This is a genomic window from Streptomyces sp. 351MFTsu5.1, assembly GCF_000383655.1.
GTDB classification, from domain to species: Bacteria; Actinomycetota; Actinomycetes; order Streptomycetales; family Streptomycetaceae; genus Streptomyces; species Streptomyces griseorubiginosus.
The window spans coordinates 87,202-112,900 of record NZ_KB911780.1 but is presented as its reverse complement, the minus strand read 5'-3'; the positions used below and the strand labels follow the sequence as shown (position 1 = coordinate 112,900).

The window sequence follows — 25,699 nt, the reverse complement described above, 5'->3', positions numbered from 1 at the left end:
ACGGAAGGTGTCAGGTTATGCCTCCACCCTGTCCGGCATGAACACCTCGACCCACGACGAAGTCACCAGTTTCCAGACCGGTTTCGCGCTGCGCCCCGACCATGTGTTCCCGGTGCGCTCCAGCGAGGACGTGGTGGACGCCGTGCGCCACGCGGCCGACGCACGGCTGCCGGTGTCCGTGCTGGCCACCGGACACGGACTGCCGGGCGCGGTGGAGGGCGGAGTCCTCGTCAGCACCCGCCACATGGACCGGGTGACCATCGACGCCCCGGCGCGCGCCGCCCGCGTCCAGGCGGGTGTCCGCTGGCGTGACGTGGTGACGGCCGCCGTGCCGCACGGGCTCGCGCCGCTCAACGGCTCCGCACCGGGTGTCGGTGCCGTGTCCTACACGCTGGGCGGCGGACTCGGCATCCTGGCAAGGGAGTTCGGCTATGCCGCCGACCATGTCCGCTCCCTCGACGTGGTCACCGGGGACGGCGAGCTCCGGCACGTCACCGAGGGGTCAGAGCTGTACTGGGGCCTTCTCGGCGGCGGCCACCGCCTGGGCGTCGTCACCGAGTTGGAGATCGGGCTCGTTCCCGTGCGGACGCTGTACGGCGGTTCGCTCGCCTTCGACGGCCGCGAGGTCGCTCCGCGTGCCCTGCTGCGGGCGTACGAGGAGTGGACCAGGACCGTGCCGTCCACGCTGACCTCGTCCTTCGCCGCCGTACCGTACCCGGACCTGCCGGCGCTGCCGCCGCATCTGCGCGGGCGGTACGTCGTCTCGGTGCGGGTGGCGTACACCGGCGCCGGTGGGGAGCGACTCCTCGCCCCGCTGCGGGAGATCGGGCCGGTGCTCGCGGACACCCTGCGGGAGATGCCGTACGCCGAGAGCCACACCATCCACAGCGATCCCGACGTCCCGCACAGCTACTACGGGGACAGCGCGGTGCTGAGCGCGCTGGACGTGGAGCGGGCCGGTGAACTGCTGGAGCGGACCGGGCCCGGCGCCGGGGCCATGGTGGTCGTACAGATCAATCATCTGGGCGGGACGCTGGCGCGACCGGCGCCGAACTCGGTGCCGTATCGCGAAGGGCGTTTCCTGGTACGGCTGTTGACCATGGGCGGGCGGCGGCAGGCGCGGGCGCTGCTGGACCCGGCCCTCCGGTTGCTCGCGCCCGTCACCCTCGGCCGCAGCGTCAACTTCGCCTTCGGGGCCGGGGACCGGACCGAGGGGCTGCACGACCCGGAAACGCGCAAGAGGCTCGCCGAGCTGGAGTCGCGGTACGACCCGGTGAGCCTCTTCCGGAGGAGCGTCAGCGCCTGACGAGCTTCCAGACGCCGGGCAGCAGACCCATCGCCAGGGCCGCCTTGAGGGCGTCACCGAGGAGGAACGGGGTGAGGCCGGCCGCGACGGCGGCGGACAGCGACAGGCCGGCGGCGTAGGCGAGGTAGGGCACGCCGATCGCGTAGATGATCGCCTCGCCGACCAGCATCGCGCCGGCCGTCCGCCAGACGTTGCGGTCGGCGCCGCGGCGGGCCAGGGCGCCGACGGCGGCGGAGGCCAGGATCATGCCGAGGATGTAGCCGAAGGAGACGGAGAACCCGGAGGTGCCCTGGGCGAACCACGGGAGGCCCGCGAGGCCGGCCAGCGCGTAGAGCGCGAGGGAGGCCACACCGCGGCGGGCGCCCAGGCTCGTGCCGACGAGCAGCGCGGCGAAGGTCTGGCCGGTCACCGGCACCGGGGAGCCCGGCACGGGCACGGCGATCTGCGCGGCGAGACCGGTGAGCGCGGCACCGCCGACCACGAGCGCGACGTCCCGCACACGGGAGGCGGGGATCAGGTCGGCGAGGACCTGGCCGGTGCGGGTGGTGGCGACGGCGGTGCTCATGGGGACTCCGCGGGGGTGAACGACAAGGGACTCCGGTGACGCTATCCCGGCCTCCCGCGGCCGATCACCGTCAACCGTCGACAAAGCCGGGAGCCGGGGCTTGGTGGGCTCCGGACAAAGAGTGCGGGTTACACCCGGTTCGGGGTGACTCCGGTCACTGAGGTGAGGTGGCCGGGGTGACAGCGACCCTGGTGGCGCGGCTGTGGGGACTCACCAAACACACAGCTTCACCGAACGAACCCTAGTGGTCTGGTCGGATTCACCGTTCCTGCCCTACCCTTCCAGACATGGTCGCCCAGTCCCGGTACTTCTCGTCGCGTCGCCACGTCGACCTCCGACGCGTGGGCACGGCCGTCTGTCGCCGTCCGGTGTGAGTCGGGCCCCGGCCCGCCTCGCCCTCCGAGACGTGTCGGCCCCCGTTCCCGAGGACGGTCCTCCATGCCCCGTACCGCGACACCCCCTGCCCCCGCTCCCACCTCCCGGCGCCGGACGAGCGCCAGCGTCGTCCTGCGGTCCGTGCTGGAGCACGGGCCGGTGGCGCGCAGCACCATCGCCCGGCTGACCGGGCTGTCCCCGGCGTCGGTGACCGACTACTGCTCCCGCTTCACCGAACTGGGCCTGATCCGGGAGTCGGAGGCGCCCCGGCAATCCCAGGGTGTGGGTCGACCCCATGTGCCTGTCGACCTGGACGACTCACGGTTCGTCGTGGGCGGCGTCCATGTGGCCGTCCCCTATACAACGGTCACGCTGCTCGATCTGCGGGGCCGGGTGGTGGCCGTGCGGGAGCTGCGGCACGAGAGCACCGACGCCTCCGCGATCCTGGCGCGGGCCGCCGACGGGCTCGCCGCGCTCCTGGAGCGGTCGCCGCGGCTCAGGTGCCTCGGCGTCGGCTTCGCGGCCGGCGGCTGGGTGGACCGGGACTCCGGGACCGTCGTCGAGCACCCCCTGCTGGGCTGGCACGAGGTACCGGTGCGGGAGCTGCTCGGTACCCGCACCGGCCTGCCGGTCCATGTGGACGGCCACGCGCGGGCGTTGGTCAACGCGGAGCGGCTGTTCGGGCGGGCGCGCGGCAGCCGGAGCGTGCTGCATCTGTTCGTCGGCAACGTGGTGGACGCGGCGTTCGCCACCAACGACGAGGTGCACCACGGGCCGCGCTCCCAGGCGGGCGCGATCGCCCATCTGCCGGTGCCGGGCGGCACCGAGCCCTGCGACTGCGGCCGGACCGGCTGCCTCCAGGCCGAGTTGAGCGAGCGCACCCTGTGCCGGCGGGCCCGGCGGGCGGGGGTCACCGAGGGCGTGAACCCGATGCATGTGCTGACGGCCGCGGCCGCGGGCGATCCGGCGGCGCTGCGGCTGCTGGTGGAACGGGCGCACGCCGTCGGGCGGGCCGCCCGGCTGCTGCTCGACGTGCTGAACCCGGAGACGGTCGTGGTGACCGAGATCGGCATCCTGCACCGCGAGGACTGCCTCGTCGCCCTGCGCGAGGGCGTCGGCGGCGACCGCGCGACCTCCGTCGTCCCGTCGAGTTTCCCGGATTCCGTACTCGCCGTGGCGGGCGGTTCGGTGGCTCTCGACGTGCTCTACCGGGATCCTCTGGCCGCTTCACCTGAGGCTATTTAATTCAGAAACTCGGAATGTTGACAGGGCTTCCACGGAACGGCGAACATCCTGTTCATGAGCCCGAACCTGCACTGTCGCGCCTTCTGTTGCTGACACGTTGCCCCGTGTGACGCGCTCATTTCCCCTGCGTGAACGCATTTCTTCGTGACTTTCTCCTGCACTGATTCAGGGAGCATTCCTATGCCCTATTCCCGCACGTCCGGCATCGACCGGCGGCTGTTCCTCTCCTCCGTCCTCGGTGCCGCCGCCGGTGTCGCCGGGCTCAGCGGCTGCGCCGACAGCAGCGCCGTAGCCGACACCAAGGGCGCCCTGTCCGCCCCGCTCGCCGCCAAGGTCCCGGCCGGTACGAGCCTGAAGATCGCCTCCTATCTGGGCGCCCAGCAACTCCAACTGAAACTCGGAAAGTTGGGGCCACTGCCGTTCAAGGTGAGTACCTGGGCGAATATCGGGGCCGGCCCCGATGTCATCAACGCATTCCGGGCCGGCTCCCTGGACATCGGCAACAACGCGGGAATCCCGCCGATCCAGGCGCATTTCCAGGGCTACGCCACGAAGATCGTCGCGATCAACATCACCCGTAAGCCGAACTACCTCTTCGCCACCAAGCCCGGCAGCGACATCCGGACGGTCGCGGACTTCAAGGGGAAGCGGCTCGCGTTCTCGCAGGGGCAGGCCCAGGGGGTCGTGCTGCTGCGGGCGCTGAAGAAGGCCGGGCTCGCCTACGACGACGTCAGGCTCGTCCCGCTGACCAGCAACCAGTTCCTCACGGCCCTCCAGTCCGGGCAGGTGGACGTGGCCCCGCTCGCCAACAGCCAGGCGCCCGCCTACCTCAAGCAGTACGAGGCCAAGGGTGCCCGGGCCGTCACCACCGATGTGGTCGACCTGCTCAACCTGCTGTGGGCGCCTACCTCCGTGCTGGCCGACCCCGCGAAGGCCGCCGCGGTCGCCGCCTACATCCCCTTCTGGGCCAGGAGCCAGGTGTGGACGTACGAGAACCCCGACATCTGGAACGAGGAGTTCTACGTGAAGACCCAGAACCTGACGCTCCCGCAGGCCAAAGCGGTCACCGCGCTCGCCAACAAGCCGCTGTTCCCGCCGAGTTGGAGCGAGGCGATCAAGTGGGAGCAGGAGACCGCGGATCTGCTGGCGGAGGGCGGCTTCGTGAAGAAGTTCGACGTGGGCCAGCTGTTCGACCACCGCTTCGAGGACATCGCCGCGCAGGCCGTGCCGGCGGAGTACCGGCGGTGAGCGCCGTGACCACGACCGTCCCGGTCGTCGCCCCCGAGGTGAGCACGCAGGTGCGCAGGCGCCGCCGGCTCTCCCCCGGCAGGCGGCTGCCCGCGGCGCGGCTCGTCGGACCGCTCCTTCTCCTCGCCCTGTGGTCCGCCGCCTCCGCCGCGGGACGGCTCGACCCGGCCGCGATCCCCGCGCCCTGGACGGTGGTCAGGACCGGCGCCCACCTGTGGACTGCCGGGACCCTGCCCACCGACATCCTGACCTCGCTGGAGCGGGCCGGGTACGGGTTCGCCATCGGTCTCGTCGCCGGTGTCGCCCTGGCCCTGGCCGCCGGGCTCAGCCGGGCCGGCGAGGCGCTGATCGACGGGACGGTGAACCTCAACCGGGCGATCCCCACCCTCGGCCTGATCCCGCTGTTCATCCTCTGGCTGGGCATCGGCGAGTCCTTCAAGGTCGCCATCATCGCGATCGTCGTCTACATCCCGATCTATCTGAACACCCATGCCGCACTGGCCGGCATCGACCACCGCTTCGTCGAACTCGCCGAGGTCCAGGGGCTGTCGAGGTTCGCCTTCGTACGGCAGATCGTGATCCCCGGCGCGCTGCCCGGATTCTTCGTGGGACTCCGGCTCGGCGTCACCGGCTCCTGGCTCGGCCTGGTCGTCCTGGAGCAGATCAACGCCACCAGCGGACTCGGCTACATGATGTTCCAGGCCCAGAACTACGGCCAGAGCGATGTGATCCTCGTCGGTCTCGTCGTCTACGGCGTCTTCGGCCTGGTCTCCGACAGCGCGGTCCGTCTCATCGAACGGAGGGTGCTGTCATGGCGCCGCACACTGAGCAGCTGACCCGGCCCGCCGTGCAACTGCGGGGACTCACCCGGTCGTTCGACGGGCGTACCGTCCTCGACGGCATCGACCTCGACATCCCGGCCGGACAGTTCGTGGCACTGCTCGGGCACAGCGGCTCCGGCAAGAGCACCCTGCTGCGGGCGGTGGCGGGGCTGGACCACGAGGTGGTGGGCAGCGGGCAACTCACCGCTCCCGAAAGGGTGTCGGTGGTCTTCCAGGACTCCCGGCTGCTGCCCTGGCGGCGCGTGCTGGACAACGTCCTGCTGGGCACCGACGGGGAGGAGCGGGGGCGCGAGGCCCTCGCCGAGGTCGGTCTGGCGGGGCGGGAGAGGGCCTGGCCGAACGAGTTGTCCGGCGGTGAGCAGCAGCGGGCGGCGCTGGCGCGGTCGTTGGTGCGGGAGCCGGAACTGCTGCTCGCGGATGAGCCGTTCGGGGCGCTGGACGCGCTGACGCGGATCAAGATGCACGCGCTGCTGCGGGAGCTGTGGAAGCGGCATCAGCCGTCGGTGCTGCTCGTGACGCACGACGTGGACGAGGCGGTTGTCCTTGCGGACCGGGTGCTGGTGCTGGAGGCGGGGCGGATCGGGCTGGACCTGACGATCGAGCGGGACCGGTCTCGGGAGGAGTACCGGGTGCGGTTGCTGGCGGCGCTGGGGGTGACGGTCGGCTCCAGTGACTGACGAACTTGCCGAACCCGGCACGACACAAGAATCCCTCCCGCAGCAAAGGAACCACCATGCCCCGCCACCTCCACCTCAACGCCTTCCTCATGACCACCGGGCACCACGAAGCCTCCTGGCGGTTGCCCGAGAGTGATCCGTTCGCCCATGTCTCGCTCGACCACTACGTACGGCTCGCGAAGATCGCCGAGCGCGGGACCTTCGACTCGCTCTTCCTGGCCGACGGGCCGCAGTTGTGGAGCAGTCTCGCCCAGCGGCCCGCCGGTGCGCTGGAGCCGCTGACGCTGCTGACCGCGCTGGCGACGGCCACCGAGCACATCGGGCTGATCGCGACCGCGTCCACGTCGTACAACTCGCCCTACAACCTGGCCCGGAAGTTCGCCTCGCTGGACATCATCAGCGGAGGCCGGGCGGGCTGGAACATCGTCACCACCGCCGGCAAGGAGGCCGCCCGGAACTTCGGTCTGGAGCACGAGCCGGCGCACGCGGAGCGGTACGCCCGGGCCGGCGAGTTCCTCGACGTCGCCCTCAAGCTCTGGGACAGCTGGGAGGACGACGCGATCGTCGGCGACAAGGCCACCGGCGTCTGGGGCGACGACGCGAAGATCCACCCGCCGCGCCACAAGGGGACGTACTTCAGCGTCGAGGGCGCGCTCAACGTCCCGCGCTCGCCGCAGGGTTACCCGCTGCTCGTGCAGGCCGGGTCGAGCGAGGACGGCAAGGAGTTCGCGTCCCGGTACGCGGAGGCCGTGTTCACCGCCCAGCAGACCATCGAGGACGCACGGGCCTTCTACGCCGACCTCAAGGCGCGGACGTCCGCGGTGGGCCGTGACCCCGAGCACATCAAGGTGCTGCCCGGCATCGTGCCGGTCATCGGCGCCACGGAGGCCGAGGCGCGCGCGAAGGAGCAGGAGCTGGAGGACCACATCGTGCACCGGCACGGCGTGGCCAACCTGGAGCGGCTGCTGCAACTGCCCGAAGGTTCCCTGGAGTTGGACAGACAGCTGCCCTCGGACCTGCCGCCCGAGTCGGCCGTCGAGGGCGCCAAGAGCCGGTACACGCTCGTCGTGGAGCTGGCCCGGCGCGACCGGCTCACCGTGCGGCAGCTGATCGGGCGGCTGGGCGGCGGGCGCGGTCACCTCACCTTCGCCGGTACGCCCGAGCAGGTCGCCGACGCCATCGAGACCTGGTTCACGCAGGGCGCCGCCGACGGCTTCAACATCATGCCCCCGGTGCTCCCCTCGGGCCTGGACGCCTTCGTCGACCACGTGGTCCCGATCCTGCGCACCCGCGGTCTGCTCCGCACGGAGTACGGACCGCGCACCACCCTGCGGGAGCGCTACGGCCTGCCCCGCCCCGCCAACCAGCACGTCCAGCCCGTCCACGCCTAGGAAGGACCCCTCCCATGTCCGGTATCGAGATCCGCAAGGTCACCGCGCACATCGGCGCCCACGTCTCGGGTGTCGACCTCTCCCGGCCTCTCGACGAGGAGACGGCCACGGCGCTGCGGGACGCCCTCAACGTCCACAAGGCGCTGGTCTTCAGCGACGTGAACCTCGACGACGAGGGCCAGCAGGCCTTCGCCCGGCACTTCGGCGAGCTCACCACCGCCCACCCGACCGTGCCCGCGATCGACGGCGCCCCCAACGTCCTGCCCGTCGACAGCGAGGGCGGCCAGGCCGCCAACCACTGGCACACCGACGTCACCTTCGTCCTCAACCCGCCCCAGGCCAGCACCCTGCGCAGCCTGACGATCCCGCCGTACGGCGGCGAGACCCTGATCGCCAACTCGGCGGCCGCGTACCGGGATCTGCCGCAGCCCCTGCGCCGGCTCGCCGACGAACTGTGGGCCGAGCACACCAACGACTACGACTACGCCGTACCGGAGGAGTCCGTCGACGAGGAACAGGCCGCCCGGCGCGCCCGGTTCACCTCGATCAAGTACCGCACCGCCCACCCGGTGGTCCGGGTGCACCCGCTGACGGGCGAACGCGGGCTGTTCATCGGCGGGTTCGCGCAGCGGATCGTGGGGCTGTCGGCGGGCGAGTCCCGCAAGCTGCTCGACATCCTCCAGTCGTACGTGACCCGCCCGGAGAACCTGCTGCGGCACCGCTGGTCGGAGAACCAGCTGGTCCTCTTCGACAACCGCATCACCCAGCACTACGCCGTCGACAACTACGACGGTCTGCCGCGCCGGCTGCACCGGGTGACCATCGCCGGGGACGTCCCGGTGGGCATCGAGGGCAAGGAGAGCTGGTCGATCGAGGGCGACGCCTCGCACTACACGTCCGTGGCCGCGTAGTCACGATCCGTGCCCAATGCGTCCGCATGATGGGCGGTCTCCCCTGTGACCAGGGGAGACCGCCCAGACTGTGGGCGTTTTTGCCGTCTCACGCACTGGACGAACCACGCCCATGCCCAGCACCACGGTCACGACTCCACAAGAGTCCGCCGCCTCGCTCTCCCACGGCCTCAAGCAGCGCCATCTGTCGATGATCGCCCTCGGCGGGGTCATCGGCGCCGGGCTGTTCGTCGGGTCCGGCGCGGGGATCGCCGCCGCCGGCCCGTCGATCGTCCTCGCCTACACCCTCTCCGGACTCCTCGTGATGCTGGTGATGCGGATGGCGAGATGTCGGCCGCCCACCCCTCCTCCGGCTCCTTCTCCGCGCACGCCGAGCGGGCGATCGGCCCGTGGGCCGGGTTCACGGCCGGGTGGTCGTTCTGGGTGCTGCTGTGCACGGCGGTGGGCCTGGAGGGCATCGGCGCCGCGAAGATCGTGACCGGCTGGCTCCCCGGGACCCCGGAGTGGGCCTGGGTGGCCCTGTTCATGCTGGTCTTCTGCGCCACGAACCTGGCCGCGGTGAAGAACTTCGGCGAGTTCGAGTTCTGGTTCGCCGCCCTGAAGGTCGGTGCGATCAGCCTCTTCCTGGTCCTGGGCGTCCTGGCGATCGCCGGTCTCCTGCCCGGCACGGACTCCCCCGGCACCGCCCACCTCACCGAGTTCTTCCCCGGCGGCGGCGAGGGCCTGGTCGTCGGCCTGCTCGCCTCGGTCTTCGCCTACGGCGGTCTGGAGACGGTCACCATCGCCGCCGCCGAGTCCGAGGACCCGGTGCGCGGGGTGACCAACGCGGTCCGTACGGCGATGTGGCGGATCGGGCTGTTCTACATCGGCTCGATGGCGGTCATCGTGATCCTGGTCCCCTGGGACTCGAAGGCGGTCGTGGAGAAGGGCCCCTATGTCGCCGCCCTCGACTCCCTCGGCATCCCCGGCGCCGGGCAGCTGATGAACGTGGTGGTGCTGGTGGCCCTGCTCTCCGCGATGAACGCCAACGTCTACGGCTCCTCGCGCATCGCCTACTCGCTCGTGGAGCGCGGTCTGGGTCCCAAGGCGCTCGGCCGGGTGTCCGGCGGCGTGCCGCGGATCGCGGTGCTGGTGTCGTGCGGCTTCGGCTTCGGCTGTGTGGTGCTGAGCTACTGGCGGCCCGACGACGTCTTCTCCTGGCTCCTCAACATGATCGGCGCGGTCGTCCTCGTCGTCTGGATCATCGTCGCCGTCTCCCATCTGCGCCTGCGCAGCTCGCGGGCGTTCCCCGTCCTGACCTGGGTCGCCCTGGCCGGCATGGCGGCGATCCTCGTCCTGATGGCCAGGGAGCCGGGCACCCGGGTGCAGCTGTACGCGACGGGTGCGATGACGCTGGCGCTGGCGGTCGCCGGATACGCACGACAGAAGGCGCTTCCTGTTGCTACCGTGTAGTTGCAAGTTACTTGCAATAAGGCACCTCCCCCTCGTGATCGTCTTCTCAACCTTCACGGGGATCGGGTGGAGAAAGGAAGGCCCCCGCGAGGACGTGACTCGCGGGGGCCTTCCGTGTCCGGGGGCCGTCAGGGCTTGCGGCCGACACCGCCGTGCTGGCCGATCGGAGCCGGGGTCGCGTCGCCGTCCGGGCGCCACAGCGGGACCGACACCACCCCGGGGTCCACCAGCTCCAGACCCTCGAAGAACGCCTCGATCTTCTCGACCGGACGCAGGAAGTAGGGCACCGCTCCGGTCTCGTTGTAGGCGTCCTGGGCCTGCTCGTAGTCCGGGTCGGTGCCGCGCGACCCGTCGTTGACGCAGAGATAGCTGCCGGAGGGCAGACCCGCCAGCAGCCGGCCGACCAGGCCCCGGGCCAGGTCGTAGTCGGCGACATGACCGAGGAGACCGCTGAGGATCAGGGCCGTGGGACGGGTCAGGTCCAGGGTCCGGGAGGCAGCCTCGAGGATCTTCTCCGGCTCGTAGAGGGTCAGGTCCTCGTACGCCGTCTCGCCCTCCGGGGTGGAGGTGAGCAGGGCGCGGGCGTGGGCGAGGACCAGCGGGTCGTTGTCGACATAGACGATCTTCGCGTCGGGCGCGTGGCGCTGGGCGACCTCATGGGTGTTGTCGACCGTGGGCAGCCCGGTCCCGACGTCCAGGAACTGGCGGACGCCCGCCTCCTCGACCAGGTACCGGATGCTGCGGCCGAGAAAGGCGCGGCTGCTGCGGGCGATCGTGACGATCCCCGGGAAGACGGCGGTGTAGGCGTCGCCGGCCGCCTCGTCGACGGGGTAGTTGTCCTTCCCGCCGAGCCAGTAGTTCCAGATCCGGGCCGAATGCGGCACCGAGGTGTCGATCTCCGTCATGGTCCTATCGTGCTACGACCGGTCCTGTTCGCACGGCACATTGAGTGAGAGAAGTGCGGCGGATCCGTCCTTGTCGAGGCGGAGTTCGGTGATCGCCGCGTTGCGCAACCGCGGGAACACTCTGCGGTACTCGGCGAGCGGAATCCCGAGGAGGGTGCACAGCACCAGCCGCAGCAGGGTGTTGTGGGCGACGACCAGGACCCGCTCGCCGGGATGGGCGGCGGCGATGCGGCGCAGGGCCGCGGTGCCGCGAGCGGCGGCCGCCGTCGGATCCTCCGCGCCGGGGAAGGGATACGTCACCGGGTCCGCGCGGAACGCCTCGGCCGCGTCGGGGACTTCGGCGGCGAACTCGTCGAGGGTACGGCCCTCCAGCACGCCGAAGTCGCACTCCCTCAGGCCGGGTTCGCGGTGCGGTTCTCTGCCGAGGGCTTGGGCGGCCGGTTCGGCGGTGGCGATCGCCCGGGAGAGGGTCGACGTCCAGATCGCGTCGGGACGGTGTTCGGCGGCCCAGCGGCCGAGTGCATTCGCCTGGGCGCGGCCTTCGTCCGTGAGGCCGATGTCGCTCACGCCGGCGTAGCGGTTCTCGGCGTGCCAGATCGTTTGGCCGTGGCGGGTCAGTAGGAGGGTTGTGCCTGTGGTCATGGGCTGGTCCCGTCTTCGAGTGCGGCGCCGTCGTGGCTGGTCGCGCAGTTCCCCGCGCCCCTGGGTGGGTTCAGGCCGCTGTACGCCTGCGCCGCGACCGGGGCTGGAAGCCAGCCTCGCTGGGTGAGTTCGTCGACGAGGCGGGCGTACGGGTCGGCGAAGAGTGCTGTGCGGGCTGGGCGCGGTTGCAGGACTGTACGGATGCGGACCATGCGCTCCGCGACATCCGCCAGCGGCTCCCCCGTCACGCCGTGCGCCGCCAACGCGGCCATCCCCAGGGCCGGTTCCGGCTGTTCCGGGACTCGGGCCGGGCGGCCCAGGATGTCGACGCGCAATTGGTTCCAGTACGGGCTGCGGGCCGCGCCGCCCGTGAAGGTGAGCGGGCCATCCAGAGGGGCGCCCAGGTGGTGCAGGTAGTCGAGGCACAGGCGTTCCGCGAACGCGACGCCCTGGAGGAGCGCGGCCCAATGGTCGGCGTCGTCGACCGGGGTGCCGAGGAGGAAGGCGGTGGCGTCCGGGGCGCGGAACGGGAACCGCTCCCCGCGCGAGACCAGCGGGTAGGCGACCGCTCCGGACGGCTCGTACGCGGCCGCCCGTTCGTCCATGGCCGCGGGGTCCGGGTCCGCCGGGAGCGCCCCCGCGCCCACGCTCGACGCCCCGCCCGGCAGCCATGTCCCGTCAGGGGCGCGGTGGTTGTAGACCACGCCGGTGGGATCCCGGACCGGTTCCGGGGCGGCCCCCTTGAGGACGAGGGTGGTGCCGAGCACCGAGTTCCAGGAGCCGGGCCGCAGGGCGCCAGCCGCGATCTGGGCCGCGCAGCCGTCGGTCATCCCGGCCACGACCGGGGTCCCGGCGGGGATGCCGGTGGCCTCGGCGGCGGCCGGGCAGACCTCGCCGAGCCGGGTGCCGGGGCGGACCACCTCGGGGAGGTCGAGGGCGATGTCCGGCCAGGCGTCGCGCTGAAGGTCGTAGCCCGTCTTGAGGGCGTGGCTGGAGTCGGTGGGCACTGGCCGTCCGACCAGCCGGGCGGTGACGGTGTCGGGCTGGTGGGTGACCCGGCCCTTGCCGTGAGCGGCGACGAGCCACAGCGCCTTGGGCAGCGCCCAGGTGTCCTGGACCGCGAGCCCGGCCGCCCGCAGCCCCGCCGCCTCGGTGGCCGCGCGGGCGTCGTCGTACATGAGCGCCGGGCTCGTCGGGCGGCCCTCCGCGTCCGTCAGCAGGACCGTCCCGGAGGTCCCGCAGACCGCGAGCCCTCCGACGCGTACGCCCGACCGGGTGAGAAGCGCGGAACGGGTCGCCGTGCGGACCGCCTCCCACCACTCCCCCGGCTCCTGCTCGTGCCGTACTCCCTCGCGTCGGCCGCCGAGCGGGGCGGAGCCCCGGCCCAGCACGGTTCCGCCGGCCGTGACCAGCAGCGCGCGCACGCTCTGCGTGCCGAGGTCGATCCCCAGCCACGCCGTCTCGTTCTCGTCAGTCATCTCGGTCATCTCCGCCCTGCCGGCACCTCCCACCCGCACGGGGTCTATGCGTACCCCGGACCGGCGGCTCAACATCGTGTCAGTGAAGCGACGATCCGGAGGTCGACGATGACCCAGAGGACCGATCCCGTACGTGTCGTGGCGGCCGGCGACCACTTCGTGCTGCCGGGGCTGATCGCCGGGGCCGTCGAGGCCGAGTTGGGCGGCATCGCCGTGGAGACCAAGGAGTTGACGCTCGGCTGGCCCCTCGAACCCTTCGGGCCCGTCTCCGAGGTGACGGAGGCGAGCGACGCCGAGGACGAGCTGATCGAGGCGCTGGACGGCGCGGAGGTCCTCGTCACCCAGATGGGCCCGGTCACCGAACGGGTCCTGGAGGCGGCCGACCGGCTGAAGCTGGTGGTGGTGTGCCGGGGCGGCCCGGTCAACGTGAACCTGGACGCGGCCAAGGCCCATGACGTACGGGTGTGCTTCGCGCCCGGCCGCAACGCCGCCGCCACCGCCGAGTTCACCGTCGGCATGCTGCTCGCCGCCCTGCGCCGCATCCCGCAGGCCCACGACCTGCTGGCCGCCCGGGGCAGGTGGGAGAGCGGCGCGGCCTACTACACCTACGAGCACAGCGGCCTCGAACTGGAGGACCTGCCCGTCGGGCTCGTCGGCTACGGGGCGGTGGGCAGCCGGGTGGCGCGCGTGCTGTGCGCGTTCGGGGCGCAGGTCATGGTGTACGACCCCTATGTGCGCGGCGAGATCCACGGTCTGCGGGTGAACTCCCTCGACCACCTCCTCGCCCGGTCCCGGGTCATCACCCTGCACGCCCGGCTCACCTCCGAGACCCGCGGTCTGATCGGCGCCCGCGAGCTGGGGCTGCTGCCGGAGGGGTCGGTCGTGGTGAACGTGGCCCGCGGCCCGCTGATCGACGAGTCCGCCCTGTGCGACGCCCTGGAGAGCGGCCGGCTGTCGGCGGCGGCCCTCGACACCTACGAGCTCGAACCGCTGCCCGCGGACTCCCGGCTGCACGCCCTGGCCGACCGGGTCGTCCTGACCCCGCACCTCGGCGGGGCGAGCCGGGCGGTGGCCGAGAAGGCGGCGAGGATCGCGGCCGAGGAGGTGGGCCGCTGGGCACGCGGGGAGCGGCTGGCGCACTGCCTGACGTGACGGTCGTAGAAGGGAATCCGAATGTACGTCGGTATCGATGTGGGCACGTCCGTGGTCAAGGCCGCCGCCTTCGACGGTGAGGGACGCCAACTGGCCGTCGAGTCACGCCCGGTGGAACTCTCCCTGCACGGCGGTTTCGTCGAGCAGGACATGACGGAGGTCTACGACGCCGTCGTCGACGTCCTCGCCAAGCTGACCGCGCGGGTGCCGGAGCCGGTGGAGCTGGCCGGGCTGACCGGGCAGGGCGACGGGGTGTGGCTGGTCGACAGGGAGGGGCGGCCGGTGCGGTCCGCGGTGTCCTGGATGGACGGGCGGGCGCACGAACTCCTCGACCAGTGGCTGGCGGACGGCACCTTCGAGACGGTGTTCCGGCGGACCGGCGGCGCGATGTTCCCGGGCTCGCCGGGACCGCTGCTGGCCTGGCTGGACCGGTACGACCCGAAGTCCCTGGACGCGGCCGCGGCCGCCGTGTACTGCAAGGACATGGTCTTCCAGCGGCTGACGGGCGCTGCGCGGGCTCTGACGGACGTGTCGGACGCGTCCATGCCCTTTCTGGACCCCCGGAGCCGGACGTACGACAACCGGGTGGTGGAGCTGCTGGGGCTCACCCGTCGGCGTCGGTTGCTGCCCTCCGTGGAGGACCGGATCGCCACGGGGGCGGCTCGGGGGGAAGGACTGCCGGCCGGGACCCGGCTCTCGAACGGGCCCTACGATCTGCCGGCCTGTGCGCTGGGGGCAGGGGTCACGGAGCCGGGGGACGGACTGCTCATCGTGGGCACGTGTCTCGCCGCACTGGTCGCCACGACCGAGCTGGATCTGAGCGGGGAGCCGGCCGGGCTGTACATCTCCACGGACCGTCCGGGGCACCGGTTGCGGGCGATGCCGGCGATGGTCGGTACGGCCGCGCTGGACTGGGTGCTGTCGACGACCGGCGTCACGCACGCGGAGGTGGACGGGCTGCTGGCGGCGACTCCGCCGGGGGCGCGCGGGGTGCGGGTGCTGCCGTACTTCGCTCCCTCCGGGGAGCGGGCTCCCTTTGTCGAGCCTCGTCTGCGGGCCGAGTTGAGCGGGGTGTCCCTGGAGACGACGCCCGCGGATCTGGTCCGGGCGACCTGTGAGGGGATCGGGTACGCGGCCCGGCACTGTCTGGAGGCGGCCGGGCTGACGGGCGCTCTCGCTGTGTGCGGTGGGGGGACTCGGAGTTCCGCGTGGATGCAGTTGCTGGCGGATGTGCTGGGGCGGCCGCTTCGGGTTGTCGAAGGGGAGGTGGGGGCCCGGGGGGCGGTGTTGGCCGCGGCCGAGCGGTTCGGGGTTTCTCTTGATGCCGGGGGGTGGACCGAGCCGACGATGATCGTTGAGCCTGATCCGGGGCGTTCTGCGTATTACTCCAAGGGTTTCCAGGAGCATGTGGTGCGGTTGGATGAGGCTCGGGGGCGGGCCGGTCGTTAGCCGCGGGTTTCATCGTGGCTCGTCGCGCAGTTCCCCGCGCCCCTGGGTGGGCTGGAGTGCACGGTGTTCATGCGGTGCTCGAATTGTGGTGGGTCGCTTCAGGAGTTTCGGGCTCTCACCGACGAGGAGCAGGCGTACGTCCGGGAGCACAAGCCCAGGCACACCAGCCTGGGCTCGTACTTCCGGTGCGCGCGTGAGGGGTGTCTGCGGTATCAGCGACGCGGGAACCAGAACGACGGGGGTTCCTTCCCCGAGCCGGAGAAGTGACTACAGGTTGCTGAAGTCGGGGCCCTTGGTGCGGGTGCGCTTGATCTCGTAGAAGCCCGGGACCGAGGCGACCGCCACGGTGCCGTCCCAGAGGCGGGCCGCCTCCTCGCCCTTGGGGGCGGGGGTGACGACCGGGCCGAAGAAGGCGATCTGCTCGCCGTCGGGGCCGGGGACCGCGATGACCGGGGTGCCGACGTCCTGGCCGACCTTGTCGATGCCCTCCTTGTGGGAGGCGCGCAGCTCGGCGTCGAACTCGAAGTCCTTCTGGTCGAAGTACTCGATCAGGTCGGCGGGCAGGCCGACGTCCGCAAGGGCGCCCTCGACGGCCTCACGCGTCGGGCCCTGGCCCTCGTTGTGGATCCGGGTGCCGAGCGCGGTGTAGAGCGGGCCGAGGATGTCGGAGCCGTGCTTCTGCCAGGCCGCGGTGACGACCCGGATCGGCTGCCAGGCCTTGGTCTCCAGCAGCTCGCGGTACTCCTCGGGCAGCTCGTCGATCTTCGGCTCGTTGAGGACCGCGAGGCTCATGAGGTGCCAGCGGACCTCGATGTCCCGGACCTTCTCGACCTCCAGGACCCAGCGGGAGGTCATCCAGGCCCAGGGGCACAGCGGGTCGAACCAGAAGTCGACGGGGGTCTTGCCGGAGGCGGTCGCGGTCTCGGACATGGGTCTCCTAGAGAAGTGTTCGTTTCAACCCGCAACACCGGTCGCCGCCCACCCCATTCCCGGCTGACCGATGTCAGGGGCACATGGCAGGATCGGGCCTGTCCGCATGTTGAACACCATCCGAGGGAGCACCGCCCGTGCCCGGTGAGAATCTGTCCCGCGAGGAGGCCCGGGAGCGGGCCGCCCTGCTGTCCGTCGACGGGTACGACGTGTCCCTCGACCTGCGCTCGGCGGTCGGTGACCAGGCCGGGGAGGGCCCGCGCACCTTCCGGTCCGTCACCACGATCCGCTTCCGGTGCAGCGAGCCGGGGGCCGCCAGTTTCGCGGACCTGATCGCGCCGAGCGTGACGGCCCTGTCGCTGAACGGCCGGGACCTCGACCCGGGGGAGGTCTTCGACGGCTCCCGGATCGCCCTGGAGGACCTGGCCGCCGACAACGAACTGGTCGTCGACGCCCAGTGCGCCTACTCCCGCACCGGCGAGGGCATGCACCGCTTCGTCGACCCCGAGGACGGCGAGGTCTACCTCTACACGCAGTACGAGCCGGCCGACGCGCGCCGGGTGTTCGCCAACTTCGAGCAGCCGGACCTGAAGGCGCCGTACCGCTTCGAGGTGCGGGCGCCCGAGGGGTGGACGGTGTGGAGCAACGGGGCCGGGACCCTGACGGACGGGGTGTGGCGGTTCGCGGAGACCAAGCCGATCTCGACGTACATCACCTGTGTCACCGCGGGCCCCTACCACTACGTGACGGACACCTACGAGCGCGTCCTCGACGACGGCACCCGCCTGGAGATCCCCCTCGGCGCCCTGTGCCGCAAGGGCCTCGCCCCCTACTTCGACTCCGACGACGTGTTCCTCGTCACCAAGCAGGGGCTGGACTTCTTCCACGAGCACTTCGACTACCCGTACCCCTTCGGGAAGTACGACCAGGCGTTCGTGCCGGAGTACAACCTCGGGGCGATGGAGAACCCGGGTCTGGTGACCTTCCGCGAGGAGTTCATCTTCCGCGGCAAGGTCACGCAGGCGTCCTACGAGGGCCGGGCCAACGTCATCCTGCACGAGATGGCGCACATGTGGTTCGGCGACCTGGTCACCATGGTGTGGTGGGACGACCTGTGGCTGAAGGAGTCCTTCGCGGACTTCATGGGCACCTTCGCCAACGTCGGCGCGACCCGCTTCAAGGACGCCTGGATCACCTTCGCCAACCGCCGCAAGGCCTGGGCGTACCGCGCCGACCAGCTGCCCTCCACGCACCCGATCACGGCCGACATCCGCGACCTCCAGGACGCCAAGCTCAACTTCGACGGCATCACCTACGCCAAGGGTGCCTCCGTGCTGAAGCAGCTCGTCGCGTACGTCGGTCAGGACGCGTTCCTGGAGGGCGCCCGGCGCTACTTCAAGCGGCACGCCTACGGCAACACCCGGCTCGGCGACCTGCTGTCGGTGCTGGAGGAGACCAGCGGCCGGGACATGGGCGCGTGGGCGCGGTCCTGGCTCCAGACGGCCGGGGTCAACTCGCTGACCCCGCAGGTGCTGCTGTCCGCGGAGGGGCTCGTGGACGAGCTCGCGGTCGTGCAGGAAGCCGCCGAGTCGCACCCGGAGCTGCGGCCGCACCGGGTGGCGGTGGGCCTGTACCGGGCCGCGGCGGACGGGACGCTGGAGCGGTACGCGCGCGCCGAGGTGGACGTCGAGGGGCCGCGCACGGTCGTGGCGGAGCTGGCGGGCGCGGAGGCGCCGGCGCTGGTCCTGGTCAACGACGACGACCTGACGTACTGCAAGATCCGCTTCGACACGACCTCGCTGGAGACCCTGAAGTCGGGGCTCGGTTCGGTGTCCGATCCGCTCGCGCGGGCCCTGTGCTGGTCGGCGCTGTGGAACATGACCCGGGACGCGCTGCTGCCGGCGCGGGACTTCGTGGAGCTGGTGACGCGGTTCGCGGGACGCGAGTCCGACATCGGCGTGCTCCAGATGCTGCACGCCTGGGCCGAGTCGGCGGTCACGCACTACGCGGCCCCCGACTGGCGACCGCACGGCGCGGCGCTGCTCGCCGAGTGCGCCGAGGGCGAGCTGCTGGAGCGGACCGCGCCGGGCAGCGAGCACCAGCTGGCGTGGGCGCGCTTCTTCGCCCGCACGGCCGAGGACCAGGGTGGCTTCGATCTGCTGCGGGGGCTGCTGGACGGCACGTCGAGCGTGCCGGGTCTGGAGGTCGACCAGGAGCTGCGGTGGGCGTTCCTGGAACCGCTGGTCGTGCACGGGCTCGCCGGTGAGAAGGAGCTGGAGGCGGAGCTGGCCCGGGACGACACCGCGTCGGGCAAGCGCCACCAGGTGCGGTGTCTGGCGGCGCGGCCGTCCGCGGCGGTGAAGGCTCAGGGCTGGGCGCAGGTCGTGGAGTCGGACGCGCTGTCCAACGCGCTGGCCGAGGCGACGATCGCGGGCTGGGGCCGGCCGGTCCAGCGGGAGCTGCTCGCCCCTTACACGGAGAAGTACTTCGCGGCCCTCACGCGGATCTGGCGGGACCGTTCGATCCAGATCGCGATGAACATCGTCTCGGGACTGTTCCCCTCGCTCCAGGACTCGGGGGCCACCCTGGACGCGGCCGACGCGTGGCTCGCGGCGCACGAGGACGCGGCGCCGGCGCTGCGCAGGCTGGTCCTCGAGGGGCGGGACGATCTGGCGCGGGCGCTGCGGGGACAGGCGTGCGACGCGGGGGCCGTCAACCAGAGCTGACCTATGGCCTGAGCTTGAGCGTCGGGTAGCCGTTACGAAATCCGTTCCATCACAACCGTAACCCCTGGTCCCACCCGAATGGACCAGGGGTTTTCGGTGCCTGATCGGCATCCGAACACCCGTCCTTTAGTACGGCCTTGTCCGTATTTGTCGACGGCCCTGTAACAGCGGTTAGCGGGCGGACCGGGTGCGGGAATCTCCGCTCCATGAACCACAACACCCCGGTCCCCCCGCTCTCCCCCCGCCCCCTGCGCCACCTCGCCGAGGTGCACCGCCGTGTCATGACGGCCGGCCGGCTGCGCGCGCAGGGCGTCTCGGTCGCCGAAGCCAACGAGCAGTGCCGGCCCGGCGGCCCCTGGCAGCAGCTCCTCCCGGGCGTCTTCCTGCTCCACCCGGGCCCGCCGACCAGCGAGGAGCGACTGCACGCGGTGCTGATGTACGCGGCACGGGAGCGCGGCACCGGGGTGCCGGCCCAGCCGGGCGCCGAGGACCCGCACCGCCCGGTGTACGCCGAGGCGGTGATCACGGGCCTCGCGGCCCTGACCCTGCACGGTTTCAGCTCGACCCCTCCGCTGCTCTCCCTGGACCGGATCGACGTGCTGGTGCCCCGGATGCGGCGGCTGCGCTCGACGGGCAGCGCGCGGATCGTGCGCACGTCGGCGCTCCCGGCCGCCGAGCAGGTCACCGGCCTCCCGGTCGCCCCGGTCCCGCGCGCCCTCGCGGACGCGGTCACCGAGCTCACGGACGCGGGCGCGGTACGCCGGCTGCTGACCGAGGCGGTGCGCGGCGGGCACTGCGAACCGGCCGCCGTCGTCAGGGAGTTGAACAACGCCAAGCTGCTGAGTCGCCCGCACGTGGTGGACGCGGTGGACTCCCTGCTCGCCGAGGGCCGGGCCATCGCCGAGGACCGCCTCTACCGCATGGTCCGGGAGTACGGCCTGCCCGACCCGGTCTGGAACGTCGACCTGCGGCTCCCGGGCGGCCCCCACCTGGGCGGCCTGGACGCGTACTGGCCCGAGCAGGCGGTGGCGGTGGAGCTGGACACCAGGGCCCCTCGGCAGGACGAGGACGCCCTGTGGTCGGAGTACGCCCGCAAGCGCGAGCACCTGGAGCGGCTCGGCATCACGGTCGTGCACATCACCCCGCGCAAGCTCCGGGACGCGATGGAGCAGCAGGCCACGGTCGTCCGTACGGCCCTGATGGCCTCCGGCGACCGGGATCCGGCGGCCTATGTCGTGGTCCTGCCCCGGTAGTGACGGACCGGGGAGGGATCAGGAGGGGAGAGGAGGGGCCCACCGGGACTGGGGAACCGGGGGCCCCTCCTCGTCGTGCGCACGGCGGGTACGCGAGGGCCTAGAGCGGGTCGGGAAGGGCCGGGCTCGCGGTGGTGCCCGCGGCCGCGCGGTCCAGCAGGGTCGCGTACGAGGCGATCATCCTCGTACGGCTGAAGCGTTCCCGGCTCGCGGCCAGGGCCGGGGCGAGGCCGGCGCGCGAGGCCACCGCCCGTGACCAGGCCGCCGCGATCACCTCCGGGTCCGGGGCGGTGACCAGACCGAGGCCCGCGACGATCGCCGCGCTGTCGCCGACGTCCGTAGCCACCGGGACCGCGCCGCACATCATGCCCTCGATCAGACACAGCGGGGCCGCCTCGCCCCACGCGGAGGTGAGGGCGACGACGTCGGAGGCCGCGTACAGCGACTCCATGTCACGGCGCACGCCGAGCAGCCGCAGCCCCCGGTCGGCGAGGCCCGCGGCTCCCGCGAACGCCGTCGCGATGTCGGCGGTGAGACCGGGGTTCGCCGCCGTCATGCCCGCCCCGCACAGCAGCACCTGGCCGTGCGGGACGCGGGCGAGCCAGGCGCGGGCGGCGGCGAGCAGCAGGGGGACGTTCTTCATGCCGTCGTAGCGGGCGGCGAAGACGACCACGGGAGCCGCCGGGTCGATGCCGAGTTCGGCGCGCAGGGTGCGGCGGCGGGAGGCGTCCGGGCGGAAGCGGGCCAGGTCGACGCCGTTGGGGATCACATGGAGGAGGTCGGCGGGGATGCCGGCGGCCCGGTAGGCGTCCCGGGTCGACTCGGCACAGCAGACGCAGGCCACGACCGTGCCGTCGGCGATGGCGGCCTTCAGCTCGTCGAGCGCGGGGCCCTGGTTCTCCGGGTCGGAGCGGTGCAGGCAGACCACGACCGGGCGGCGCGGCAGGCCCGCCTGGTTGAGCAGCGCGAGCGGCTGCTCCTTGAGGGAGAGGATGACGTCCGCGCCGGCCGTCACCCGGGCTGTTTCGGCCAGCTCCGGACCGGTGAACCCGTCCGGAACACCGGTGCCGCGGTAGGTGCGGTCGAGGGAGGTGACACCCACTCCGGCCGCGGTCAGCGCCCGGTAGCAGGTGTCGTCCGTCATCCGCTGCCGGGTCGCCTCCCGGTGCACCTCGCCGTACAGGCTCAGCACCCGATGGTGCTGGCCGCCCTCGGTGAGGCCCAGCACGATGTCACTGTGGACGATCCGGGCCCCGCCGGAGAAGAAGCCCTCGTAGACCGACAGCACTCGCAGTTCGCGTCCCGTACGCACACGACCACCCGCCTTGCACACCAATCGAGCCATCCCCGTGAAGTGCGGGTTAGCCGATATGAGGCGGTACGGACGTTACGCCCGGATGAACTGTGTGCTTCGGGGCGGGGTCGGGGCGTCTACTTGCCGCAGAACTCCGCCTCGATCACGGCGTCGGTGTCTCCCGACCAGTCGCCGTTGAAGTTGAAGGCGAGGGAGTGCCGGCCGTCGGCCGTGGTCACGGCCACGGAGCTGGAGCCGTGGATGCCGCCGTCGTGGCCCCAGACACGGACCCCGCAACTCAGCTTCCGGTCGATGAGGGCGAGGCCGTAGCCGGCGTTCGGGATCCCCTCGACGGGCACCGTGGTCTTCATCTCCTTCAGCTGCTCCGGCGGCAGCAGCCTGCCCTTCAGCAGGGCCGAGTAGAAGCGGTCCAGGTCGGCCGAGTCGGAGATCATCTCGCCCGCCGAGGAGGCCAGCGAGGGGTTCAGCCGCGTGACGTCGTACGTCGGCCCCGTCGCCGTCTCCGCCAGCTTGGAGTAGGCACGGCTGCTGGGCCCCGGAACGGTGACACGGGTGCCGGGGACCGAGGTGGCGGTCAGGTGCAGGGGGTCGATGATCCGGTGCCGGACCTCCTCGCCGTACGGCCGCCCGGTGACCTTCTGGATCACCATGCCGGCCAGTACGTAGTTGGTGTTGGAGTAGTTCCAGGAGGTGCCCGGTGCGAAGTCCGGCTCGTGGGCCATGGCGATCGCGACGAGCTGTCCGGGAGCCAGGGTGTCGTAACGGTGCTCGAAGAAGCCCTCCTTGAGGAAGTACGTGCGCCCGAACGTCTCGTCGGCGGTGTAGTTGAAGATGCCGCTGGTGTGGTTGAGGAGCTGGCGCAGGGTGACCCGGCTGCCGTCGTGGCCGTTGCCGTGCACCACGCCGGGCAGCCACTTGTCCACCGTGTCGTCGAGCGACAGCCGTCCCTCCGCCTCCAGCTGGAGGACGACGGTGGAGACGAAGGTCTTGGTGATGGAGCCGACGCGGTAGCGGTCGTCCGCCGAACGCGGGGCGTGCGTGCGGAGGTTGCCCACCCCGGCGGTGGTGGACCAGGTGCTCCGGCCGTTCCTCGCGGTGAGCGTCACCCCGGGCACGCCGTCCTTCACGGCGGCGCGGACGGCCTGCCGGGTGGCCCCGTGGGTGTCGGTGTGGGTGGTGCCGGCCGCCATCGCCGGAGCGGCGAGCCCGGTCGCGAGGGCCACGGCGGTCGCCCCGACCACCACAGTCGTCCGTACGGTCATGTCTTCCCCCTGTTCAGGCACGCCCGGTCGGCGTGATCGGCGGGAGAGACTCCCGCCGAGGAGGGAAGGTTGAGGTGGATCAGGAGGGTTGAGCGGCTTTCAGCCCTTCTTCAGAACCAGCTCCGTGTTCCGGTCCACCGCGCCGCCGCCGAGCTTGTTGCTCGACCCCGGGGCGTTGTAGGCCAGTTCGCGGTAGAGGGCCGCGAGGCCGGTCTGGGAGAGGTCGGTGAAGTCGGTGCGGTGGGGGGCCGCGGACTCGACCAGGGTGGTGAAGATCGAGATCGTGCCGTCCTTGTTGTCCACCAGCTCGATGATCCGGGCCAGGTGCGGGAAGTCGATGTGGGAGGCGGTGGAGATCTCCCAGAAGGAGCGGCCGTCGGGGGCGGCGTGGGCGGTGATCACATTGCGGTGGATGTGGCCGTTGACCCAGGCGAGGACGTTGCTGTGGCTCCCGAGGAGGGCGACGACGTCGGCGCCGCCGTACCGCCGCTCGCCCGGGTGGGCCGGGTCCCGGCGCAGGTTGTCCATCGAGTCGCTGGTGTGGTGGCTGAAGACGACGGCGAAGGAGTCCTTGTTCTCCCGCAGCGTCCGGTCCAGCCAGCGCAGCTGCGCGGCGCCGATGGAGCCCTGGTAGTGGCCGCCCGGGTCGGTGGTGTCGAGGCTGATGCCGATCACGTCGTCGGCGATGCGGAAGCTGTAGTACTGGGTGCCCGCGTCGAGGTTGGCGGTGGAGTATCCGTGGCCGACCGGGCCCACGCCCCGGTACGCGGGGTCGAGGTGGGCCTTGAGGTAGTCGCGGGCGGTGTAGGGGGCGCGCCGCTCGTCGGGGGTGACCGAGCGCATGCTGCGGGCGTGCGCCTTGAGCAGGTCGCGGAAGTGGTGGCCTTGCGGGTCGCTCGCCTTTCTGATCATGTCCTGGAGCTTCTTCGCCTCGGAGGCGGGCAGCGACATGAGCTTCCTGCCGCCGACGGCGTACTCGGCGAGCCAGGAGTCGCCGTGGCCGAAGCAGCCGAGCGGCAGGCTGTCGTGGTTGCCGACCGTCGAGTACCAGGGGATGTTCAGGCCGGGGCTGTTGACCTCGCGGATGGCGGCGGCGAGATAGCCCTTGAGGTGCGGGAAGCCGAGCCGCTTGTCGTTGTCGCGGGTGGTCGAGTCGGGCTGCCAGTACTGCTTGAGCCCGCTGTTCTGGACGCCCTCGTAGTGGCGCGGGTCCCCGGAGTTGGGGGTGATCCGGCCGCCGCTCATGACGGTGAGGAACCAGTCCAGCTCGGTGTGGGAGTTGTTGTCGGTGTTGTCGCCGGTCGTCATGGCGAACTGGAGCGGGGCGCCGGTGACCGGTCCGCCGCGCAGCGCGTTGACCCGCTCGACGAGGGAGATCGCGCCGGGCACGGTGAGCGCCTCCTGGGGCCGCCAGGCGTGCACGTCGGTGGAGCGCAGGTACTCCAGGCGGGCCGGGTGCTGGCTGTCCATCAGGTGCAGGTCGGTGAACTGCACGAAGGCGGCCAGCGAGGTGCGGCGGCCGGCCCGCCCGCTCTTCGGGGCGGCGAGGTCGGAGCGCACCTTGCGGCTCCACCCGGGGCCGTCGCCCAGGCGCCGGTAGCCGGAGGAGGTGCGCGGGGCGGCGATGGAGGCGACGGTGGTGCCGCGGGTGTACGGGGCGAGGGGGGCCTGGGCCGGGGCGGCGGCCTGGTGGACGGTCCGGGCCACCGGCGCCTCGGCGGCACCGGTGGTGGCCGTGGCGGCCTGGCTGTCGGTGGGCCGCAGGGCGTAGCCGATACCGGCGGAGGCGGCGGCCGCGCCCGCGGCGGCGAGGACGGTACGGCGGTGGACCGCCGGCGTGGTGCTGGCGACAGAGCGTGTGCGCGACATGGCGCGATCTCCCCGAGTGCGAACTGCGTCGGCAGTGGTCGCGGGTGATCGCGTTCGCGAACAACCCGCTCGCTCTGGATGCTTGGCACCGGGAATGACCTGCGCGTGAACGAGACGGCAACGCGCAACGCCGATCACCGTACGTGGATCTTCGCCCACCCCGCGCGTTCAGGAGCGCTCGTCGAACGGCCGGGGAGTGGTCACGCCGTGTTCATCTCGCGGGGTACGACACCTAGTCCGCGGGCGGGTTCGACACCTGGTCCGCGGGCCGCCCGGTCACCGGCCGCTCGCGCCACAGGCGCAGGCCGTAGTCGACCAGGGGAACGCGTTGCAACGCGGGTACCGCGTCCAGGTCGTGCCATGCGGCCATGTCGGTGGAGCCGCCGATCTCGTAGCGCAGTTCGCCCGCGGTGACCCTGGCCTCGTAGACGAGTCCGACGCCGTGGTGGTCGACGGAGTGGCCCCGGCGGCGGAGGGGGATCCGGTTCGACCTGACACCGAGGAGGCCGGTGACCTCGATGTGGTACCCGGTCTCCTCCTCCACCTCCCGCAGCACGGTGTCGTAGGGGTCCTCGCCGTGCTCCATGCCGCCGCCGGGCAGGGTCCACTCCGGTCGGCCCTCGTTGAGCCAGCGGGCGAGCAGGATCTGTTCGTCGCGGACGCATATGGCGTAGGCCGCCACCCTCAACTTCTTGCGCATACGGGC

20 protein-coding genes and 1 pseudogene are annotated in these 25,699 nt (G+C 71.7%); 12 read left to right on the top strand and 9 right to left on the bottom strand.

The genetic code is table 11. The features are described 5' to 3' along the window. Window positions 1-37: 37 nt before the first annotated feature. Window positions 38-1,306, top strand: coding sequence for an FAD-binding oxidoreductase (locus H295_RS0114970; RefSeq protein ID WP_020136147.1), 1,269 nt, complete (start codon window positions 38-40; stop codon window positions 1,304-1,306). On the opposite strand, the gene H295_RS0114965 is transcribed toward H295_RS0114970, so the two are convergent. Continuing rightward, on the bottom strand, window positions 1,296-1,871 hold the full coding sequence (locus H295_RS0114965; protein WP_020136146.1) for a biotin transporter BioY: 576 nt from the start codon (window positions 1,869-1,871) through the stop codon (window positions 1,296-1,298). The two genes, H295_RS0114970 and H295_RS0114965, sit on opposite strands and share 11 nt — an antisense overlap. 438 nt (window positions 1,872-2,309) lie before the next feature. Here H295_RS0114965 and H295_RS0114960 point away from each other — a divergent pair, with 438 nt between their 5' ends. The 7 genes and pseudogenes from H295_RS0114960 (at window position 2,310) to H295_RS43235 (ending at window position 10,012) form a co-directional block, all read left to right on the top strand. Further along, window positions 2,310-3,491, top strand: coding sequence for an ROK family transcriptional regulator (locus H295_RS0114960; protein WP_028809371.1), 1,182 nt, complete (start codon window positions 2,310-2,312; stop codon window positions 3,489-3,491). A 180-nt stretch (window positions 3,492-3,671) separates the two neighbouring features. Then, entirely contained in the window at window positions 3,672-4,739 is a 1,068-nt protein-coding gene (locus tag H295_RS0114955) for an ABC transporter substrate-binding protein (RefSeq protein WP_020136144.1), read from the top strand. After that, complete coding sequence (locus H295_RS0114950) at window positions 4,736-5,575, top strand: ABC transporter permease (protein ID WP_020136143.1); 840 nt, start codon at window positions 4,736-4,738, stop codon at window positions 5,573-5,575. Before H295_RS0114955 ends, H295_RS0114950 begins: the two co-directional genes overlap by 4 nt. Then, window positions 5,551-6,258, top strand: a complete 708-nt coding sequence (locus H295_RS0114945; RefSeq protein WP_020136142.1) for an ABC transporter ATP-binding protein — start codon at window positions 5,551-5,553, stop codon at window positions 6,256-6,258. Before H295_RS0114950 ends, H295_RS0114945 begins: the two co-directional genes overlap by 25 nt. 56 nt (window positions 6,259-6,314) lie before the next feature. Then, the gene (locus tag H295_RS0114940; RefSeq protein ID WP_020136141.1) at window positions 6,315-7,649 is read left to right on the top strand and encodes an LLM class flavin-dependent oxidoreductase; all 1,335 of its coding nucleotides are present in this window, start codon (window positions 6,315-6,317) and stop codon (window positions 7,647-7,649) included. Between the two features lie 14 nt (window positions 7,650-7,663). Continuing rightward, window positions 7,664-8,560, top strand: coding sequence for a TauD/TfdA dioxygenase family protein (locus H295_RS0114935; protein ID WP_020136140.1), 897 nt, complete (start codon window positions 7,664-7,666; stop codon window positions 8,558-8,560). Window positions 8,561-8,672: 112 nt separating this feature from the next. Next, a pseudogene (locus H295_RS43235) lies at window positions 8,673-10,012 on the top strand (amino acid permease). Window positions 10,013-10,140: 128 nt separating this feature from the next. On the opposite strand, the gene H295_RS0114925 reads toward H295_RS43235, so the two are convergent. The 3 genes from H295_RS0114925 to H295_RS43230 are packed head-to-tail and all read right to left on the bottom strand — an operon-like array spanning window position 10,141 to window position 13,037. Continuing rightward, window positions 10,141-10,917 (bottom strand): SAM-dependent methyltransferase, encoded by a 777-nt coding sequence (locus H295_RS0114925; RefSeq protein ID WP_020136138.1) that lies wholly within the window; start codon window positions 10,915-10,917, stop codon window positions 10,141-10,143. A 12-nt stretch (window positions 10,918-10,929) separates the two neighbouring features. Beyond that, complete coding sequence (locus H295_RS0114920; protein WP_020136137.1) at window positions 10,930-11,559, bottom strand: histidine phosphatase family protein; 630 nt, start codon at window positions 11,557-11,559, stop codon at window positions 10,930-10,932. Continuing rightward, entirely contained in the window at window positions 11,556-13,037 is a 1,482-nt protein-coding gene (locus H295_RS43230; protein ID WP_078616663.1) for an FGGY-family carbohydrate kinase, read from the bottom strand. Before H295_RS43230 ends, H295_RS0114920 begins: the two co-directional genes overlap by 4 nt. Window positions 13,038-13,145: 108 nt before the next feature. On the opposite strand from H295_RS43230, the gene H295_RS0114910 reads away from it, so the two are divergent. Then, window positions 13,146-14,189 (top strand): 2-hydroxyacid dehydrogenase, encoded by a 1,044-nt coding sequence (locus tag H295_RS0114910; protein ID WP_020136135.1) that lies wholly within the window; start codon window positions 13,146-13,148, stop codon window positions 14,187-14,189. 21 nt (window positions 14,190-14,210) lie between these two features. Further along, window positions 14,211-15,638 carry an FGGY-family carbohydrate kinase gene (locus tag H295_RS0114905; RefSeq protein ID WP_020136134.1) on the top strand — a complete coding sequence of 476 codons (1,428 nt, stop codon included), beginning with the start codon at window positions 14,211-14,213 and terminating at the stop codon, window positions 15,636-15,638. A gap of 267 nt (window positions 15,639-15,905) precedes the next feature. Here H295_RS0114905 and H295_RS0114895 read toward each other — a convergent pair whose 3' ends face one another. Next, complete coding sequence (locus tag H295_RS0114895) at window positions 15,906-16,568, bottom strand: DsbA family protein (protein ID WP_020136132.1); 663 nt, start codon at window positions 16,566-16,568, stop codon at window positions 15,906-15,908. 137 nt (window positions 16,569-16,705) lie between these two features. Here H295_RS0114895 and pepN point away from each other — a divergent pair, with 137 nt between their 5' ends. Further along, window positions 16,706-19,294 carry an aminopeptidase N gene (gene pepN, locus H295_RS0114890; RefSeq protein WP_020136131.1) on the top strand — a complete coding sequence of 863 codons (2,589 nt, stop codon included), beginning with the start codon at window positions 16,706-16,708 and terminating at the stop codon, window positions 19,292-19,294. Window positions 19,295-19,500: 206 nt separating this feature from the next. Further along, entirely contained in the window at window positions 19,501-20,547 is a 1,047-nt protein-coding gene (locus H295_RS0114885) for a hypothetical protein (RefSeq protein ID WP_020136130.1), read from the top strand. Window positions 20,548-20,647: 100 nt separating this feature from the next. Here H295_RS0114885 and H295_RS0114880 read toward each other — a convergent pair whose 3' ends face one another. From H295_RS0114880 to H295_RS0114865, 4 genes are all read right to left on the bottom strand, one after another. Further along, window positions 20,648-21,835 (bottom strand): glycosyltransferase, encoded by a 1,188-nt coding sequence (locus H295_RS0114880; protein ID WP_020136129.1) that lies wholly within the window; start codon window positions 21,833-21,835, stop codon window positions 20,648-20,650. A gap of 143 nt (window positions 21,836-21,978) precedes the next feature. Beyond that, window positions 21,979-23,124, bottom strand: a complete 1,146-nt coding sequence (locus H295_RS0114875; protein WP_020136128.1) for a serine hydrolase domain-containing protein — start codon at window positions 23,122-23,124, stop codon at window positions 21,979-21,981. Between the two features lie 99 nt (window positions 23,125-23,223). Further along, complete coding sequence (locus H295_RS0114870; protein ID WP_020136127.1) at window positions 23,224-24,993, bottom strand: TIGR03767 family metallophosphoesterase; 1,770 nt, start codon at window positions 24,991-24,993, stop codon at window positions 23,224-23,226. A gap of 232 nt (window positions 24,994-25,225) precedes the next feature. After that, on the bottom strand, window positions 25,226-25,693 hold the full coding sequence (locus tag H295_RS0114865; RefSeq protein ID WP_020136126.1) for an NUDIX hydrolase: 468 nt from the start codon (window positions 25,691-25,693) through the stop codon (window positions 25,226-25,228). Window positions 25,694-25,699 lie beyond the last annotated feature (6 nt).

Coding starts and splice junctions, on each gene's coding strand:
- H295_RS0114970 (WP_020136147.1), top strand. CDS start 38: ATGAACACCTCGACCCACGACGAAGTCACCAGTTTCCAGACCGGTTTC.
- H295_RS0114965 (WP_020136146.1), bottom strand. CDS start 1,871: ATGAGCACCGCCGTCGCCACCACCCGCACCGGCCAGGTCCTCGCCGAC.
- H295_RS0114960 (WP_028809371.1), top strand. CDS start 2,310: ATGCCCCGTACCGCGACACCCCCTGCCCCCGCTCCCACCTCCCGGCGC.
- H295_RS0114955 (WP_020136144.1), top strand. CDS start 3,672: ATGCCCTATTCCCGCACGTCCGGCATCGACCGGCGGCTGTTCCTCTCC.
- H295_RS0114945 (WP_020136142.1), top strand. CDS start 5,551: ATGGCGCCGCACACTGAGCAGCTGACCCGGCCCGCCGTGCAACTGCGG.
- H295_RS0114940 (WP_020136141.1), top strand. CDS start 6,315: ATGCCCCGCCACCTCCACCTCAACGCCTTCCTCATGACCACCGGGCAC.
- H295_RS0114935 (WP_020136140.1), top strand. CDS start 7,664: ATGTCCGGTATCGAGATCCGCAAGGTCACCGCGCACATCGGCGCCCAC.
- H295_RS0114925 (WP_020136138.1), bottom strand. CDS start 10,917: ATGACGGAGATCGACACCTCGGTGCCGCATTCGGCCCGGATCTGGAAC.
- H295_RS0114920 (WP_020136137.1), bottom strand. CDS start 11,559: ATGACCACAGGCACAACCCTCCTACTGACCCGCCACGGCCAAACGATC.
- H295_RS43230 (WP_078616663.1), bottom strand. CDS start 13,037: ATGACTGACGAGAACGAGACGGCGTGGCTGGGGATCGACCTCGGCACG.
- H295_RS0114910 (WP_020136135.1), top strand. CDS start 13,146: ATGACCCAGAGGACCGATCCCGTACGTGTCGTGGCGGCCGGCGACCAC.
- H295_RS0114905 (WP_020136134.1), top strand. CDS start 14,211: ATGTACGTCGGTATCGATGTGGGCACGTCCGTGGTCAAGGCCGCCGCC.
- H295_RS0114895 (WP_020136132.1), bottom strand. CDS start 16,568: ATGTCCGAGACCGCGACCGCCTCCGGCAAGACCCCCGTCGACTTCTGG.
- H295_RS0114885 (WP_020136130.1), top strand. CDS start 19,501: ATGAACCACAACACCCCGGTCCCCCCGCTCTCCCCCCGCCCCCTGCGC.
- H295_RS0114875 (WP_020136128.1), bottom strand. CDS start 23,124: ATGACCGTACGGACGACTGTGGTGGTCGGGGCGACCGCCGTGGCCCTC.
- H295_RS0114870 (WP_020136127.1), bottom strand. CDS start 24,993: ATGTCGCGCACACGCTCTGTCGCCAGCACCACGCCGGCGGTCCACCGC.
- H295_RS0114865 (WP_020136126.1), bottom strand. CDS start 25,693: ATGCGCAAGAAGTTGAGGGTGGCGGCCTACGCCATATGCGTCCGCGAC.